Genomic DNA, 16398 nt, shown 5'->3' with positions numbered 1-16398 from the left:
AGAATTTCCTGCTTAACTTCAAACGCTTAACTCGCTACGATCTCTCGTCAGCGGGAGGCGAATTCTACAGAACTTAACGTTGCTGTCAACTGCCTTTTTCACCGCTGTCGATCTTTCGATCGAAGCACTCCGGCACTACCTGAAACATCCAACTCGTTGATTCTCAAGGAGTTTTCCGTTTCGACTGCGCCGGAAGTGGGGCGAATTATAGAGAGATTAAATCGGCCGTCAACCCTTAATTTCAATTTTCGTAACATTCGTGTCTTTCCCCCCTCCTCACGGCACTCTCTATATAGAAGAAGCGCAACGGGATCCCCAGACAGTCACAGCATCGCCTGAAAAGAACCGCTCTTGCGCGCGTCGCACTCGGTCCAGGCAACTAATGCGTGCCAGATGAACTCTACACATAGGTCCATCACAGGAAGACGCCCATGAGCAACCTGCCAAACGACAAGATGCCCAACCTGTCTGCGGACGAAAAACAGGAAGTGCACGCCAACCAGCCCGCGCAGCGGTGCTGCATGAAATCATCCGCAGCCAGGGCGACAAGGAGCTGGAGCGCTCGATCGCCGCACTCTGGTGGTCGGCGCTCGCCGCAGGCCTGAGCATGGGCCTGTCGCTAATAGCCATGGGGCGGCTCTACTCAAGGCTACCCGACGACGAGAGCAGCTAGGTGTTCGCCAAAGGGATCATCTCCGGCTGGATGATCCCCTCGATGGAGAGCGCCAAGATCTGGATCATCCTGATGGCACTCGGTGATTTCACCCACATCGTCGTCGGATCGGTAGAGGTCTTTGCTCTGATCAGCCATGCCCAGGTTCGCAGCGAAAGCGCTAAACCGCTTTCGGCATTGGATGAAACGGACAACAAAGCTGCCAGCAAAGGCCGCGAAGAGCAGCCATAGGTAATCTGCCCCCGCGACAGCCACAGCGAGCGGCCCGGCCCATTGCATCGGCGAGGCGCGCTCGGCGAATACCGGGTCGGTAATGAAGAATTGCTTGCACCAACCGTGAAATGGCTCGTAAGGCCATTCTTGAATAGCGCATGACTGTTCAACAATATTCACGCAAATTATGCGATAAACGGCGCCCGCAAAAAGATTGGCAACCATGACGGAAAACAGCAGAGGCAAGGGTCTTTCATTTGTCAGGAGAATTTACCTACCGCGCATCATTGGCATGGGGATCGGCCTGTGCAGCGTCTACACCGCCCTGCGGCCCCTGGACCTGCCGCAGTGGGTATGGCTGCTGCTGCTCTTCAATGGCCTGGCCTGGCCACACCTTGCGTTCCTGACGGGCCTGCGGTCCAAGGTGCCGTACCAGGCCGAACGCCGCAACCTGCTGATCGATTCGCTGATGGGCGGTTTCTGGACGGCCACCATGCAGTTCAACCCGCTGCCAAGTGTCACCATCCTGTCGATGATGACCATGAACAATGTCGCCGCCGGCGGCCAGCGCTTGGTGCTCAGAGGCCTGCTGGCGCAAGTGGCGGGGATGCTGCTGGCGATTGCCGCATTCGGCCCGGAGCTGCAACTGGTCACCAGCACCCAGCAGGTCTATGCCTGCCTGCCGATGCTGACGCTGTACCCGCTGGCCTTGGGCTGGGTGTGCTACCGCCTGGCAATCAAGCTGGCCGAGCACAAGCGTACCCTCAGTGCCCTGAGCCGGACCGACAGCCTCACCGGTCTGCTCAACCATGGCTCATGGAAAGACCTGCTGCAACTGAAGTTCCAGGCCTGCCAGCAACACGCCTGCGCTGCAGTGATTGCCATCATCGACATCGACCACTTCAAATCGATCAACGATACCTTCGGGCATGTCGTCGGCGATTGCGTGCTGCGCCAGCTGAGCGGCGAACTCAAACGCAACCTGCGCGAGGACGACCTCGCCGGGCGCTATGGTGGCGACGAATTCTGCGTGATCCTGCCCAATACCACCCTGGAGCAGGCAACTCGGGTGATGGAACGCCTGCGCCAGCAGCTCAGCGACTTTCGCAGCGAGCAACTGCCACAGCTGCGCATCAGCCTGAGCATCGGCCTGGCCAGTTGCCGAGACGACTTCGACGACCCTGTCGCCTGGCTCAACGAAGCCGACCAGGCGCTATACGCTGCGAAGAACAGTGGGCGAAACCGGGTCAATTCCGCCAAAAACGGCAGCAACACGCTGAGGCTCGCCTATCCTGATTGAAAGTTCGCCCGGAAGGTCGTGACCTGAAGGGATGCACGTCAGACAGGATCAGCACACCCATGGACAGGAATGTCGTTGTTCGCCCGCCTGTGTCACGCCCCAGCCTGCAAACGCGCAAATTGATCGCGGTGATCGCGGCGCTGTTCGCCCTGGCCTGCCTGATCGCACTGGGCGCTCTGTTCAACATCGCCGCGACACTCAATCGCGGCGAAAACCAGAAGAGCGCCTTTTATGCGCACAAGGCGCTGGAGCAGCGGCTCGAAGCCTCGCGCCAGTTTCTCTCCAGCTACGCCGTATGGGATGCCGCCTACGAGCACCTCAATGGTCCGGCAGACAAACAATGGGCCTACGTAGAGAAAAACGTCGGCGAATCACTGTATGACGCCAGCGGCTACGAGGGCGTGTTCGTGGTCGACGATCAACATACCAAATACGCCCTGTTCAAGGGCCAGCCCAGCGCATCGGAGGCCAGCGCCTACATCGACGCATCGTTGCCTGCGATCATCGAACAGGCGCGCAGCGTTGCTGCCGAACGTCAGCAGATCACCCGGCACGTGCTGTTCAACGGCTGGCCGGCGGTGCTCAGCGCGGCGGCCATTCGCCCGGACGACGACGTTCTGTCGGTCGACCCGAAAACCACGTCGGTCATGCTCTTCGTCGACCAACTCACCCAAGCGAAGCTCGACAAGCTCGGCAGCGACGCCGGACTGGATGGCATGCACCTGGAGAAAACCAGCGCACCAGCAGCCGACTCGCCCAGCCTGAACCTGGGCGACACCGGCTACCGTCTCGACTGGAGCACCCCGCAACCCGGCAACCGGCTGCTCTGGGCAGTGCTGCCGCCGCTGCTCGGGGCAATGCTGGTGTTAGGTTTGCTGATGGGCTACTTCTTCCGCTATGCCCTGCGCACCTCGCGGGAAATCGATGGCAACTTGCAACGTCTGCAGGCCAGCAATCAGGCACTGGAGGCCAGCGAGCAGCGTTTTCGCTCAGTAGCCGAGGCCGCGTCCGACTGGATCTGGGAAACCGACCGACATCAGCGCCTGACCTATCTGTCGCAACGTTTCGTCGCCGTTACCGGCTACGCCACCCGCGACTGGTTAGGCCAGCCGCTCAACCAGTTGCTCAGCTGCGAAACCACACCGCTGATGCTGTGGCTCGACGAGCAGACCGACCCCAACCCGCAACAGCGCGCTAACCTGCGCTGTGCCTATCGCGACCAGAACAATCAAACGCGCTTCTGCCGGGTGTCTGCCCGGGCCATCCTGCTCGGCGGGCAAGTGGCCGGGTTCCGCGGCACCGCCAGCGACATCACCGACGAGGTGGCCGCGCATGCCCGCATCCAGCACTTGTCGATGCACGACGCACTAACCGGGCTGGCCAACCGCAACAAACTCTCGCGGTTCCTTGAGCAGATTCTGGTCAAGGAGCGCGACGCGCCACCGCTGACCCTGCTTCTGCTTGACCTGGACAGCTTCAAGCAGATCAATGACTCCCTTGGGCATGCCGCTGGCGACGCCGTGCTGCTGGAGGTCGCCGCCCGCCTGCGCGACTCGATCCGCGACGGCGATCTGGTCGCCCGGCTGGGTGGCGACGAGTTCGTGCTGGTGATGAATGGCATGGACAGCCGCAGCGAGATCGATCGGTTCTGCGAACGCCTGCTGGAAAACCTGCAACAGGCCATTACCCATGAAGACCAGCACTTGCATATCGGCGCCAGCCTGGGGATTGCCCAGACACGCGTACAGGGATTCGACGCCGGCGAGCTGATCCGCTGTGCGGACATTGCCCTGTACCAGGCCAAGGCGGACGGTAAAAACACCTGGCGTTACTTCTCGCCAGAGATGAACGAGCAGATCCAGTACCGCCGACAACTGGAGAACGACCTGCGCCGGGCGGTAAAAAATCATGAGTTTGTCCTGCATTTCCAACCGCGCTACCGCCTGGAGACCATGGACATCGTTTCTGTCGAGGCGCTGCTACGCTGGCAGCACCCGGTGGAGGGGCTGCTCGGACCGGATACCTTCATTCCGCTGGCCGAGCAGACCGACCTGATCGTCCCCCTGGGCCGCTGGGTGCTGCGCAAGGCCTGCGAGATTGCCCGCCACTGGCCGACGGGGCTGCTGATTTCGGTCAACCTGTCGCCCGCGCAGTTTTCCCGCAGTGATGTAGTCCGGGATGTTCGCGACATCCTCATCGAGACCGGCTTCCCAGCGCAACGCCTGGAGCTGGAGATTACCGAGAACGTCATGCTCAACGACATCGAGGGTGCGCTGGGCACGATGAATGCCCTGAAGGAGCTGGGCGTGCGGCTGAACATGGACGACTTCGGTACCGGCTATTCGTCGCTGGGCTACCTGCGCACCTACCCGTTCGACAGCATCAAGATCGACAAACGCTTCATTGCCGGGTTAAACGGCGACGGCAATGACCGCGCAGTGGTGCAGGCGATCATCAACCTGGGCAAGGCCATGGGGCTGACGGTAACCGCAGAGGGGGTGGAAACCGAACAGCAACTGCGGGCGCTGGATAAAGAGCAGTGCCATGAGGTGCAAGGTTTCTACCTGAGCCGGCCGGTGGACCAGGCGGCGTTCGAGCAACTGCTGACCACGCATGCCGCGAGGTCGCGGATGGATGCTTCCTGAGCCAGCGCCCCGCCTACCCCAGGTGCCGACAGCATCCTCCAACGGGAAAGCTTGCCGCCTGCTCACAGGAACACGTGCCTGCCTACACTCAGCGCCGTCGCTCCGACCGACGCCATGGCGTGGCAGGAACAGCCCGCCCCCTTCGTTGAAACTCTCACTCATCAGGGTATGCAATGACCTTCTTCTCGAAAAGCCTCGAAGACATGATTTCGTCGATCTATGCCGATGGTGACGTATCGATTCCCGAATACCAGAACCTTCGCGACGATGCCGACCTGCGCATGGAACGCCTGATTACCGAATTTGGCCAACACAACAACATCACCGCCTTTCAGAAATCAATGGATGTGAGTATGCAGCTCTTGCAGCTAAGCGTGCTGCAGGTCAAGAAAGATAACCTCAGCCCGACCGGCGAGGCGATCGTCGCCGATGCCCTGGCCGCCCAGGTCGAGTACTTCAAAAGCGGCGCTCGCTTGGCCCTGAAAGCGCTGGTCAAGTAACCCCATGCGGTCCCGCCGCCTGCGCAAAGCAGGCGGCCTTCGCTCAATGCTCGCGAGACTTGCGCCGATAAGGAAAGACATCGATCACTTTGCCTGCCCGAATCGCTTCCTGCAGGCTTTTCCAGTAGTCCGCGTCATACAACTCGCCATGCAACTGGCTGAACAAACGGCGCTGCCCCATGTCGGCAAACAGGAACGGCGGAAACTCCTCCGGGAACACATCCAGTGGCCCAATCGAGTACCACGGCTCGTTCGACATTTCGTCTTCCGGGTAACGCGGCGGCGGAATATGCCGGAAGTTCGCTTCGGTCAGAAAACAGATCTCGTCGTAGTCATAGAACACCACCCGTCCGTGCCGGGTGACGCCGAAGTTCTTCAGCAGCATGTCACCGGGGAAAATGTTCGCCGCCGCCAGTTGCTTGATCGCCAGCCCGTAATCCTCCAGGGCCTCGCGTACCTGGGCCGCGTTGGCGTTTTCCAGGTAGAGGTTCAGCGGCGTCATGCGCCGTTCGGTCCAGCAGTGGCGGATCAGTACCGTGTCGCCCTCGACAGCCACCGTCGACGGCGCCACCTCAAGCAGCTCGGCCAGGCACTCGGGCTCGAATTTGCTCAACGGGAAGCGGAAGTCGGAAAACTCCTGGGTATCGGCCATGCGTCCGACCCGGTCGACACTCTTCACCAGCCGATATTTTTCGATCACCGTCGCACGATCGACGTTCTTCGACGGTGAGAAGCGGTCCTTGATGATCTTGAACACCGTGCTGAAGCCCGGCAGGGTGAACACGCTCATGACCATGCCGCGCACACCGGGGGCCATGATGAAGCGGTCGTCGGTGCTGGCCAGATGATTGATCAGTGCGCGGTAGAACTCGGACTTGCCGTGCTTGTAGAAGCCGATCGAGGTGTACAGCTCGGCAATGTGCTTGCCCGGCAAGATCCGCTTGAGGAAACCAATGAACTCAGCCGGCACGGGTACATCGACCATGAAGTACGAGCGGGTGAAGGAGAAGATGATCGATACATCGGCCTCATCGGTAATCAGCGCGTCAATCTCGATACCGTGCCCTTCACGGTGCAGCAGCGGGATCACCAGCGGCCACTGCTCGTCCTGGGTAAACAGGCGCCCGACCAGGTAGGCGCCCTTGTTGCGATAGAGCACCGAGGAGAACAGCTCGACCTGCAGGTTGGGGTCCTTGCAGACCCAGTCCGGCAGGTTTTCCCGCAGTTGCGCGTCCAGGCGCGCGAGATCGCCGGGCAGGTCGGCATACGCCACATCGAAGCAATAATCGGCAAAAATTCGCCCGAGCATCGGCGCCAGGCCACCGTCCGGACGATAGAGGCGGGTTTGCGCGGCCCGCTCGTGGGCGCGCAGCGACGGTCGGGTGGTGTGCACGAACATGCAGCCGTCGCTGATCAGGTCATGGCTGAACAGGCTGCAGAAGATCGAGTTGTACCAGGTCTCGGACAGCTCGTCGTCCAACCGCGGGTCGATCAGGCAGATGTACGCGCTTTTCACCAGCGGCCACAGCGAGACGTCGAGCAACACGTCGCTGGCAAACCCGGCGCGCAGCCAGCCACTGACTTCGCCGACCTTTTCTTCGTAAAGGTTGATCCTGGCCGCCGAAGCGCTCTGGATCTGCTGCCACTGCGCCTGCTCGAAGCGCTGCCGGGCGCCGTCGGTGATCTGGCGGAAATGCTCGCGATAATTGTCGAAGCCATCGAGGATCATCCGGGCGATGTCGGCGGCCGGCCATTGCTGGGGCATAACGAGACCTCTGCGGGAGTTGCAAAGCCTGAGCTTAGCCAGTCGCCGCCGGCGACGATAGCCCGTTGCTGCGGGCGTATCGGCCAAACTGCGGCGCCGGCGAAATTAACCGCGCAAGAAAGCGGACGAGAGACACGGCGCATATGCCGTAAACTCCCCTCCCGCCCCTGCCCCCGGAGAGCCCTGTGAGCCCCATCGCCATCACCCGCCTATTGATCCTTGCCGCTGTGTGGGGGGCGAGCTTTCTCTTCATGCGCATCATCGCACCAGTACTCGGGACGGTGCCGACGGCATTCTTCCGGGTGTCCATCGCCTGCACCGGGCTGCTGCTGATTCTCGCCCTGCTGCGGGTGCGCTGGGATTTCCACGGCAAGCTCAAGGCCTGCCTGGTACTGGGCATGATCAACTCGGGAATCCCGGCCACCCTGTACTCGGTCGCCGCGCAGGTGCTGCCGGCGGGCTACTCGGCGATCTTCAACGCCACCACACCGCTGATGGGTGTGCTGATCGGGGCGCTGTTCTTCCGCGAGGCGATGACCCTGCCAAAACTCGGCGGAATCTTCCTCGGCTTGCTCGGCGTGGGCATTCTCAGTGGTGCCGGGCCGGTGGCCTTCGACCTCAAGCTGCTGCAGGGCGCCCTGTCGTGCCTGGCGGCGACCCTGTGCTACGGCTTTTCCGGGTTTCTCGCCCGACGCTGGCTCGACCAGCAAGGCGGGCTGGACAGCCGTCTGTCCGCACTGGGCAGCATGATGGGCGCGACGTTACTGTTGCTGCCGATCTTCGGCTACAGCGTGATGACCCAGCCACCGGCCAGTTGGGGTGGCTGGTCGGTGTGGTTGTCGCTGCTCGGCCTGGGGCTGGTCTGTACGGCGTTTGCCTACATCCTGTACTTCCGCCTGATCAGCGAAATCGGCCCGGTGAAGTCGTCGACGGTGACCTTCATGATCCCGGCGTTCGGTGTGCTGTGGGGAGCGTGGCTGCTGGATGAGCCATTATCGATGGCGCATCTGTACGGTGGGATGTTGATTGCCGTGGCGTTGTGGCTGGTGTTGAAGCCGGCTGTGCGAGCCTGACTTGAGGGTCTGAACGCTGGGGCCGGCCACAGCGGGGCCGGCCCCAACGATCAATGTCTAGCAGGCCTTGTCGGCCTCAAGCTGCGGTGCCGCCGGCTGGCGGAACACAAACAGCAGGCCCACCACGATCAGGCCCATCCCGAGCAGGCTCAAGGCGGCCAGGCGATTCCCGAAGATCAGGTAATCCATCACCGCCGTTACCGCCGGCACCAAGTAGAACAGGCTGGTGACATTCACCAGGTTGCCGCGGGCAATCAACCGATAGAGCAGCAAGGTCGCCAGCAGCGACACCACCAGCCCCATCCACAGCACGGCCAGGGTGAATTGAGCGGTGAACTCGACGTGCAATGGCTGGAACGGCGCGAACGCTGCACACAGCAACAACCCCGACAGGTATTGCAGCGGCAAGGTACCGACGGGGTTATCGGTGATGCGCTTCTGCATGATCGAGCCGCAGGTCATGCTCGCCAGCGCCAGCAGCGCAAACAGCATGCCGGCCAGGGAAATCCCGCCCAGGCCAAGCCCCTGATAAACCACCATGACCAACCCGGCCAGGCCCAGGCACAGGCCGAACACCCGCCTGAACGAACGCTGGCGCTCGATGATCGCCACGGTCAGGATCGGCTGCACGCCCATCACCGTGGCCATGATTCCCGGCGTAACGTGGGTATTCAGCGCCAGCAGGTAGAAAATCTGATACGCCCCCAGCAGCACGCAGCCGGTGGCGATGGCCTGCAGTAAGGGCCCGCGCCCACGCGGCCAGCGCAATTTGAGCAACGGGCCAAGCGCCAGTAGCCCGAGCAGGGCAATAACAAAGCGGATCAGCAGAAAGGCAAACGGCGAGGCCTGGCTCAGCCCCAGCTTGGAAACGATGGCGCCACTGCTCCAGAGCAGGACGAACAGGCTGGTGGTGGCCGCCGCGGCCACGGATTCTTTCGAGATAACAGACATGAATTGCCACCTGTAGTCGGGCAAGTAAAGCCGAACGGCGGGTCTATCGGGGATAGCCGACCGTATTCAGTAGTGTTCAGGCGTGGACAACAACCACGCGTGGCGGGGCTTGCACGCCCGCGACGACGCTACTGACAGGTGGTGGATAGTGACTGATCATCGCCGGCTGCTGCGCCGCGCGCGCAACGACAGCCGCGGCGGGCGCGGTAGCGAAGGCGGTGACTGGGCGGGAAGCGGGCATGAACAGGTCTTCGATGAGAGGGACTGCGAGGGACTATAGACCGGGTATTTTCCGGATTCAAGCCGGTGTTGCGTTCATCGCCGGCAAGGCCGGCTCCCATAGCGGTAACTGCAACACCGTGTGGGAGCCGGCTTTGCCAGCGCGAGGTGCGATCAGAACAACCAGCGATACAACAGGTATGCCACCACCACCGCCAGCACTGGCCGCAATACGCGGTAGGCCTTTGGGTTAGCGCGCTTGAACTGCTTCACGCGGGTGCTGATCACGTTGCTGAAGCGTTTGCTCCAGGCGTACGCCTGGTTGATCCCGCCAACGCGCTCGTCGTCGGTGTTCTGCGGCGCCGTGGCGCGCCCGAGGAAGGCGCTGACCTTGCGATTGATCCGGGTCATCAGCGGGCTGCTCAGCGGCCGCTCGACATCGCAGAACAGAATCACCCGGGTCACGTCGGTCTCGTTCTTCACCCAGTGCACATAGGTTTCATCGAACATCACATCTTCACCGTCGCGCCAGGCATACACCTGACCATCGACGTAGATCCGGCAATCGTCCGAGTTTGGTGTCGACAGGCCCAGGTGATAGCGCAACGAGCCGGCAAACGGATCGCGGTGCGGGTTCAGGTGGCTGCCACCGGGCAGCAGGGCAAACATCGCGCCCTTGACGTTGGGAATCCGGCTGACCAGCTCGACCGTCTTCGGGCACAGCGCCTCGGCAGACGGCAGCGGCTTGTCGTACCACTTCAGGTAAAAGCGCTTCCAGCCCTTTTTGAAGAACGAACCGAAACCGGCGTCGTTGTCCTTCTCGGCGGCGCGGATGTAGCCCTCGTCGAACAGGTGCATGGCCTCTTCGCGAATCACTTCCCAGTTTTCCTTGAGCACGTCCAGTTCAGGGAAGCGCTGACGGTCCAGGTACGGTTTGGACGGCACGCCGGAGAACAGGTACATCAGGGCGTTATACGGGGCAAACAGTGCCGAATGGTTGACGAACTGACGCAATAGGGGCAAACGCGCCTTGCCGCGCAGGTGCACGTACAGCGTGCTGCCGAAGAACAGCAGCAGAACTCCCGCCTTGGCGACAAAGGATAAGGTCATGCAACACTCCTTGAATTTCGATCAGGCCATCACTGCCGGATATAAGCCGGCCATGATAAACCGAACAGGCCCCGGTAAAAACAACCGGGGCCTGACATTCAGTGTTGGTGATTGTGCAACAAAGCACTGCGCCGACTATTGCCGCGGATCAGGCAAACCGGCACCTGGCGGGGTTACTGCTGGTTTTCCTGGTCGGTGAACAGGTCGCTGAAGAGCATGCTCGACAGGTAGCGCTCACCCGAGTCGGGCAGGATCACGACGATGGTCTTGCCCTGCATTTCCGGCTTCTCGGCCAGACGCACGGCCGCCGCCATGGCCGCGCCACAGGAAATCCCGCAGAGAATGCCCTCCTCCTGCATCAGGCGCAGGGCCATGGCCTTGGATTCCTCATCGCTGACCAGCTCAACCTGGTCGACCAGCGACAGGTCGAGGTTTTTCGGTACGAAGCCGGCACCGATGCCCTGAATCTTGTGCGGGCTCGGCTTGATCTCTTCACCGGCGCGCGCCTGGGTAATTACCGGCGATACCCGCGGCTCCACCGCCACCGAGAGGATGGCCTTGCCCTGGGTGTGCTTGATGTAACGCGAAACACCAGTAAGGGTGCCGCCGGTGCCGACCCCGGCCACCAGCACATCGACCGCGCCGTCGGTGTCGTTCCAGATTTCCGGGCCGGTGGTTTTCTCGTGGATCGCCGGGTTGGCCGGGTTGTCGAACTGCGCCGGCATGAAGTACTTCGCCGTATCGCTGGCGACGATTTCATTGGCTTTCTCGATAGCGCCCTTCATGCCCTTGGCCGGTTCGGTCAGCACCAGCTCGGCGCCGAGCGCCTTGAGTACCTTGCGGCGCTCGATACTCATCGACGCCGGCATGGTCAGCAGCAGCTTGTAGCCGCGTGCGGCGGCGACGAAGGCCAGGCCGATGCCGGTGTTGCCCGAGGTCGGTTCGACGATGGTCATGCCCGGCTTGAGTTTGCCGCTGCCTTCGGCGTCCCAGATCATGTTCGCGCCGATCCGGCATTTGACCGAATAGCCCGGGTTGCGCCCTTCGATCTTGGCCAGGATAGTGACCCCACGCGGGGCAATGCGGTTGATCTGCACCAGCGGCGTGTTGCCAATGGAATGCGCGTTGTCAGCAAAGATACGGCTCATGACAGAGGGGTCCTTTTGGCACCGGCGGAAAACTTCAAGGGTAAGCCTGCCCTCGGGGTGCGTCCACCCCTGGTCGAACGATCAAACGCACGTTACAGACAAACGCCACCCAAAGTTGACCGAGTCACGGCGTGACGGCTCATTCAGAGACTGAATAGAGCGTCTGCGTTCCCACTCGTGTGGGGCCCGCGTTATAGTCGCGCATGACAATTTTTCCGCCAGGGCCACGCACCCTGGCGCTTCGCTATGAGGATGGGCACATGAAGTTCGAAGGCACCCGCTCCTACGTCGCTACCGACGACCTGAAACTGGCGGTCAACGCGGCCATTACCCTGGAGCGCCCACTGCTGGTCAAGGGCGAACCGGGCACCGGCAAGACCATGCTCGCCGAGCAACTGGCCGAGTCCTTCGGCGCCAAGCTGATCACCTGGCACATCAAGTCCACCACCAAGGCGCACCAGGGTCTTTACGAGTACGATGCGGTCAGCCGTCTGCGCGACTCGCAACTGGGCGTGGACAAGGTCCACGATGTGCGCAACTACCTGAAGAAAGGCAAGCTCTGGGAGGCCTTCGAGGCCGAAGAGCGGGTCATTCTGCTGATCGACGAAATCGACAAGGCCGACATCGAGTTCCCCAACGACCTGTTGCAGGAACTCGACAAGATGGAGTTCTACGTTTACGAGACCGACGAGACGATCAAGGCCAAGCAGCGTCCGATCATCATCATTACCTCGAACAACGAAAAAGAGCTGCCCGACGCCTTCCTGCGCCGCTGCTTCTTCCACTACATCGCCTTCCCCGACCGCGACACGCTGCAGCAGATCGTCGACGTGCATTACCCGAACATCAAGAAGGACCTGGTCAGCGAAGCGCTCGACGTATTCTTCGACGTGCGCAAGGTGCCAGGCCTGAAGAAGAAGCCGTCGACCTCCGAACTGGTCGACTGGCTCAAGCTGCTGATGGCCGACAATATCGGCGAAGCGGTGCTGCGCGAGCGCGATCCGACCAAGGCTATCCCGCCGCTGGCCGGCGCGCTGGTGAAGAACGAGCAGGACGTGCAACTGCTTGAACGCCTGGCGTTCATGAGCCGCCGCGGCAACCGCTGAACCACCGGGGGCAATTGCCATGCTGCTCAACCTGTTCAACGAAATGCGCGCGGCCAAGGTGCCGGTGTCGGTGCGCGAACTGCTCGACCTGCTCAATGCACTGAAGCAGCGAGTGACCTTTGCCGACATGGACGAGTTCTACTACTTGGCGCGGGCGATCCTGGTCAAGGACGAACGGCATTTCGACAAGTTCGACCGGGCCTTCTCTGCCTATTTCAAAGGCCTGGAAAACCTTGACCGGCACCTGGAAGCGCTGATCCCCGAGGATTGGCTGCGCAAGGAGTTCGAGCGTTCGCTGACCGACGAGGAGCGCGCGCAGATCCAGTCCCTGGGCGGCCTGGACCAGCTCATCGAGGCGTTCAAGCAGCGCCTGGCAGAACAGAAAGAACGCCACGCCGGCGGCAACAAGTGGATCGGCACCGGTGGCACCAGTCCGTTCGGCTCGGGCGGCTTCAACCCGGAGGGCATTCGCCTCGGCGATGCCGGCAAGCGCCAGGGCAAGGCGGTGAAGGTCTGGGACCAGCGCGAGTACAAGAACCTCGACGATCAGGTCGAGCTGGGCACGCGCAACATCAAGCTGGCCCTGCGCCGGTTGCGTAAGTTCGCCCGCCAGGGTGCGGCGGACGAGCTGGATATCGACGGCACCATCGACCATACCGCGCGCGATGCCGGCCTGCTCAACATCCAGATGCGCCCGGAACGGCGCAACAGCGTGAAACTGCTGTTGCTGTTCGATATCGGCGGCTCGATGGATGCGCACGTGAAGACCTGCGAGGAGCTGTTCTCCGCGTGCAAGACCGAGTTCAAGCACCTGGAGTACTACTACTTCCACAATTTCGTGTATGAATCGGTATGGAAGAACAACCTGCGCCGCACGTCCGAGCGAACCTCGACCATGGACCTTTTGCACAAGTACGGCGCGGACTACAAGGTGGTGTTCGTCGGCGATGCGGCGATGGCGCCGTACGAGATCACCCAGCCGGGTGGCAGTGTCGAGCACTGGAACGAAGAAGCCGGGTATGTGTGGATGCAGCGCTTCATGGAGAAGTACAAGAAGCTTATCTGGATCAACCCGTACCCGAAGGACACCTGGGGCTACACGGCATCGACCAATATCGTGCGCGAGCTGGTGGAAGACCGGATGTTCCCGCTGACCTTGCGCGGGCTTGAGGAAGGGATGCGGTTTCTTTCCAAGTGAAACGGGGCCGCTTTGCGGCCCATCGCGGGACGAGCCCGCTCCCACAAGGGCACCACTAGCCCTGTGGGAGCGGGCTTGCCCCGCGATGCTTTTGATCGTCTAGCGAGCAAACCGCTGCAAATACCCGCGCAGCTCTTCCCCGGCCAATTCCTGCACCACCGCCCGGAAGCGCACCTGCGTACCCGGCAGGCACTGCGCCAAGCGCGCCAGTGCCAGCGGGGTCAAGGCACCCAGGCGTGGATAGCCGCCAATGGTCTGTCGATCATTGAGCAGCACAATCGGCTGCCCATCCGGCGGCACCTGCACCGCGCCCAGCGGGATTCCCTCGGAAATCATCGGCCGGCCCTGATACTGCAACGCCGGCCCCAGCAGGCGAATGCCCATGCGGTCGCCACGGCTGTCCAGCGTCCAGTCGCGGTTGAACGCCTCGAACAGGCTCAGCCCGGCAAACTCGCCAATCTGCGCGCCGACAATCAGATCCAGCGTCACGGCGCCGTTCAGCAACGGCCGCAACGCCTGCGGTACTTCCCGCCCCGCCTGCGCCTGCCCCGCAAAACTCAGGCGGTGGCCCTTGGCCAAGGCCGTGCCCTGCCCGTCCAGGCCACCCAGCGCCTCGCGCAGCACACTGGCGCAACTGCCCAGCACCCGTGGTGCATCGAAGCCTCCCGGCGCCGCCAGGTAGGCCCGCGCGCCCTGCAGCGGCTGGTCGAACTGCAGGCGCTGGCCCTTGCCCAGCACAAAACTGCGCCAGGGCTTGAGCGGCTGACCTTCCACGCTGGCCTGCAAATCGGCCCCGGCCAGCGCCAGCACGCAATCGGCTTGTGCCACCACGGCAAAACCGCCCAGGGTAATCTCGACCACCGGCGCCTCTGGCGCATTGCCCAGCAGCCAGTTGGCCCAGCGCATCGACACCCAGTCCAGTGCACCGCCCTGGGTCACTCCGAGGTGCCGCACGCCAAAGCGTCCGGTGTCCTGCAACTGGCACAACGGGGTGCTCGCTTCGATGTGCAGCAGGCTCATGCCGACAGCTCCAGCGGTGTGTCGTCGCCACCGAGGTTAAGGAAGGTCGAGCGCTCGACCGCCACGAAACGCACCCGATCGCCCGGCTGCAACAGGCTGTAGCCGTCGCGCTCGCGGTCGAACAGTGTACTGGGGGTGCGTCCGAGCAGGTTCCAGCCGCCCGGCGAGGCCGCCGGATAGGCCGCCGTCTGCCGCTCGGCAATCCCGACACTGCCCGCCGCCACACGCTTGCGCGGGGTGGCCAGGCGCGGCATCGCCAAGCGCTCGTCGACCAGCCCCATAAAGGCAAACCCCGGCGCAAAGCCCAAGGCGAACACCTGGTAGTCGCGCTCGCAGTGATGACGGATGACCTGCGTCTGGGTCCAGCCATTGCGTTGCGCCAGCAAGGCCAGTTCGGGGCCGACGCTGGGGTCGTACCACACCGCGATTTCATGCCGCTGCCCGGCCGCCGTGCTGTCCACTTGCAGGTCGGTCAACGCCGAAGCGATCCGCGCCCGCGCTTCGCCGGGCGACAGCGCGAGCAGGTCGAACTGCACCATCACGGTGGTGTACGACGGCACCAGGTCGATCAGTTGCTGGCCAAACGCCGCACGCAAACGCTGGCTGGCTGCCAGCATCCAGGGCATGTTGGCTTCGTCGATCGTGTCGAACAGACGCACCATCAGGCAGTCGATGGCAACGACCTCAATGCGCGGCTTCATGCGCTCAGCAGCGCATCAAGGGCCTGGCGGATCTGCCGCACGGCCGCCACTGAACTGTCGTTGTCGCCGTGCACGCACAAGGTCTGCGCGCTGAGTTGTAGCGCACTGCCGTCGCTGGCCGTGAGCGCATCCCCGCGCGCCAGACGCAAAGCCTGCTCGACGATCAGCCCCGGGTCGTGATGCACCGCCCCCGGCAGCCGCCGCGACAACAAACAACCGGCCGCATCGTACGCACGGTCGGCGAATGCCTCGAACCACAGGGTCACCCCAAATTCGTCGCCCAGTGCCTGCGCCGCGCGGTTGTCGGCGGTGGCCATCAGCATCAAGGGCAGTTGCCGGTCGTACTCGACCACCGCGCCAAGCACTGCGCGCAGTTTTTCCGAGTCGGCCATCATGTCGTTGTACAGCGCGCCATGCGGTTTAACGTAGGCCACCCGGCCACCCTGGGCACGGCAGATACCGTCGAGGGCACCGATCTGGTAATGCAGCAGGTCGCGGATTTCCTCGGCGCTACACGCCATCGAGCGCCGACCGAAGCCGACCAGGTCCTGGTACGCCGGGTGCGCGCCGATGCGCACCCCGTGGGCCAGCGCCAGTGCCACGGTGTGGCGCATGATGCCGGGGTCGCCAGCGTGGAAGCCACAGGCGATGTTGGCGCAGTCGATGAACGGCATGACCTGGGCATCCAGACCCATGGTCCAGCTACCGAAGCTTTCACCCATGTCGCAATTGAGCAGCAGGCGGCTCATGTCGTTCGCTCCTCTAGCGGTTCCGCG

The 16398-nt window shown here is 62.5% G+C and carries 13 protein-coding genes and 1 pseudogene; 7 read left to right on the top strand and 7 right to left on the bottom strand.

All coding sequences use genetic code 11. The annotated features are described in order from the left end of the window. The first annotated feature begins 431 nt into the window (after positions 1-431). The 4 genes and pseudogenes from DCO48_RS06110 to DCO48_RS06095 all read left to right on the top strand — a co-directional run bounded on the left by DCO48_RS06110 (position 432) and on the right by DCO48_RS06095 (position 5331). A pseudogene (locus tag DCO48_RS06110) lies at positions 432-904 on the top strand (hypothetical protein). A gap of 205 nt (positions 905-1109) precedes the next feature. Next, positions 1110-2186: a diguanylate cyclase gene (locus DCO48_RS06105; protein WP_116549718.1), complete on the top strand. Its 1077-nt coding sequence runs from the start codon at positions 1110-1112 to the stop codon at positions 2184-2186. A 59-nt stretch (positions 2187-2245) separates the two neighbouring features. Next, entirely contained in the window at positions 2246-4831 is a 2586-nt protein-coding gene (locus DCO48_RS06100) for an EAL domain-containing protein (RefSeq protein WP_116549717.1), read from the top strand. A 173-nt stretch (positions 4832-5004) separates the two neighbouring features. Beyond that, positions 5005-5331: a hypothetical protein gene (locus tag DCO48_RS06095; protein ID WP_116549716.1), complete on the top strand. Its 327-nt coding sequence runs from the start codon at positions 5005-5007 to the stop codon at positions 5329-5331. 43 nt (positions 5332-5374) lie between these two features. Here the strand turns inward: DCO48_RS06095 and aceK are convergent, their stop codons facing one another. Next, entirely contained in the window at positions 5375-7096 is a 1722-nt protein-coding gene (aceK, locus tag DCO48_RS06090; protein WP_116549715.1) for a bifunctional isocitrate dehydrogenase kinase/phosphatase, read from the bottom strand. A gap of 185 nt (positions 7097-7281) precedes the next feature. Between aceK and DCO48_RS06085 the strand changes: the two genes are divergently transcribed. Continuing rightward, on the top strand, positions 7282-8169 hold the full coding sequence (locus DCO48_RS06085; RefSeq protein ID WP_116549714.1) for a DMT family transporter: 888 nt from the start codon (positions 7282-7284) through the stop codon (positions 8167-8169). 57 nt (positions 8170-8226) lie between these two features. On the opposite strand, the gene DCO48_RS06080 is transcribed toward DCO48_RS06085, so the two are convergent. The 3 genes from DCO48_RS06080 to cysK all read right to left on the bottom strand — a co-directional run bounded on the left by DCO48_RS06080 (position 8227) and on the right by cysK (position 11597). Continuing rightward, positions 8227-9120: a DMT family transporter gene (locus tag DCO48_RS06080; protein ID WP_116549713.1), complete on the bottom strand. Its 894-nt coding sequence runs from the start codon at positions 9118-9120 to the stop codon at positions 8227-8229. Between the two features lie 393 nt (positions 9121-9513). Then, a complete protein-coding gene (locus DCO48_RS06075; protein WP_116549712.1) occupies positions 9514-10449 on the bottom strand; it encodes an aspartyl/asparaginyl beta-hydroxylase domain-containing protein in 936 nt (311 codons plus the stop codon). Between the two features lie 173 nt (positions 10450-10622). Then, positions 10623-11597, bottom strand: a complete 975-nt coding sequence (gene cysK / locus DCO48_RS06070; protein ID WP_116549711.1) for a cysteine synthase A — start codon at positions 11595-11597, stop codon at positions 10623-10625. Between the two features lie 260 nt (positions 11598-11857). Here cysK and DCO48_RS06065 point away from each other — a divergent pair, with 260 nt between their 5' ends. Together DCO48_RS06065 and DCO48_RS06060 are read left to right on the top strand one after the other, a co-directional pair. Further along, positions 11858-12703 carry a MoxR family ATPase gene (locus DCO48_RS06065; protein WP_116549710.1) on the top strand — a complete coding sequence of 282 codons (846 nt, stop codon included), beginning with the start codon at positions 11858-11860 and terminating at the stop codon, positions 12701-12703. Between the two features lie 19 nt (positions 12704-12722). After that, on the top strand, positions 12723-13901 hold the full coding sequence (locus DCO48_RS06060) for a VWA domain-containing protein (protein WP_116549709.1): 1179 nt from the start codon (positions 12723-12725) through the stop codon (positions 13899-13901). A 99-nt stretch (positions 13902-14000) separates the two neighbouring features. Here DCO48_RS06060 and DCO48_RS06055 read toward each other — a convergent pair whose 3' ends face one another. Genes DCO48_RS06055 through DCO48_RS06045 form a run of 3 tightly spaced genes read right to left on the bottom strand, consistent with a single transcriptional unit; the run spans position 14001 to position 16371 of the window. Then, the gene (locus tag DCO48_RS06055; RefSeq protein WP_116549708.1) at positions 14001-14921 is read right to left on the bottom strand and encodes a biotin-dependent carboxyltransferase family protein; all 921 of its coding nucleotides are present in this window, start codon (positions 14919-14921) and stop codon (positions 14001-14003) included. Beyond that, positions 14918-15622 (bottom strand): 5-oxoprolinase subunit PxpB, encoded by a 705-nt coding sequence (pxpB, locus tag DCO48_RS06050; protein ID WP_116549707.1) that lies wholly within the window; start codon positions 15620-15622, stop codon positions 14918-14920. Before pxpB ends, DCO48_RS06055 begins: the two co-directional genes overlap by 4 nt. Further along, entirely contained in the window at positions 15619-16371 is a 753-nt protein-coding gene (locus DCO48_RS06045; protein WP_116549706.1) for a 5-oxoprolinase subunit PxpA, read from the bottom strand. Before DCO48_RS06045 ends, pxpB begins: the two co-directional genes overlap by 4 nt. Positions 16372-16398 lie beyond the last annotated feature (27 nt).

Source organism: Pseudomonas sp. SDI (assembly GCF_003105155.1).
Taxonomy (GTDB): Bacteria; Pseudomonadota; Gammaproteobacteria; order Pseudomonadales; family Pseudomonadaceae; genus Aquipseudomonas.
This window is presented reverse-complemented; position numbering and strand designations above follow the sequence as displayed.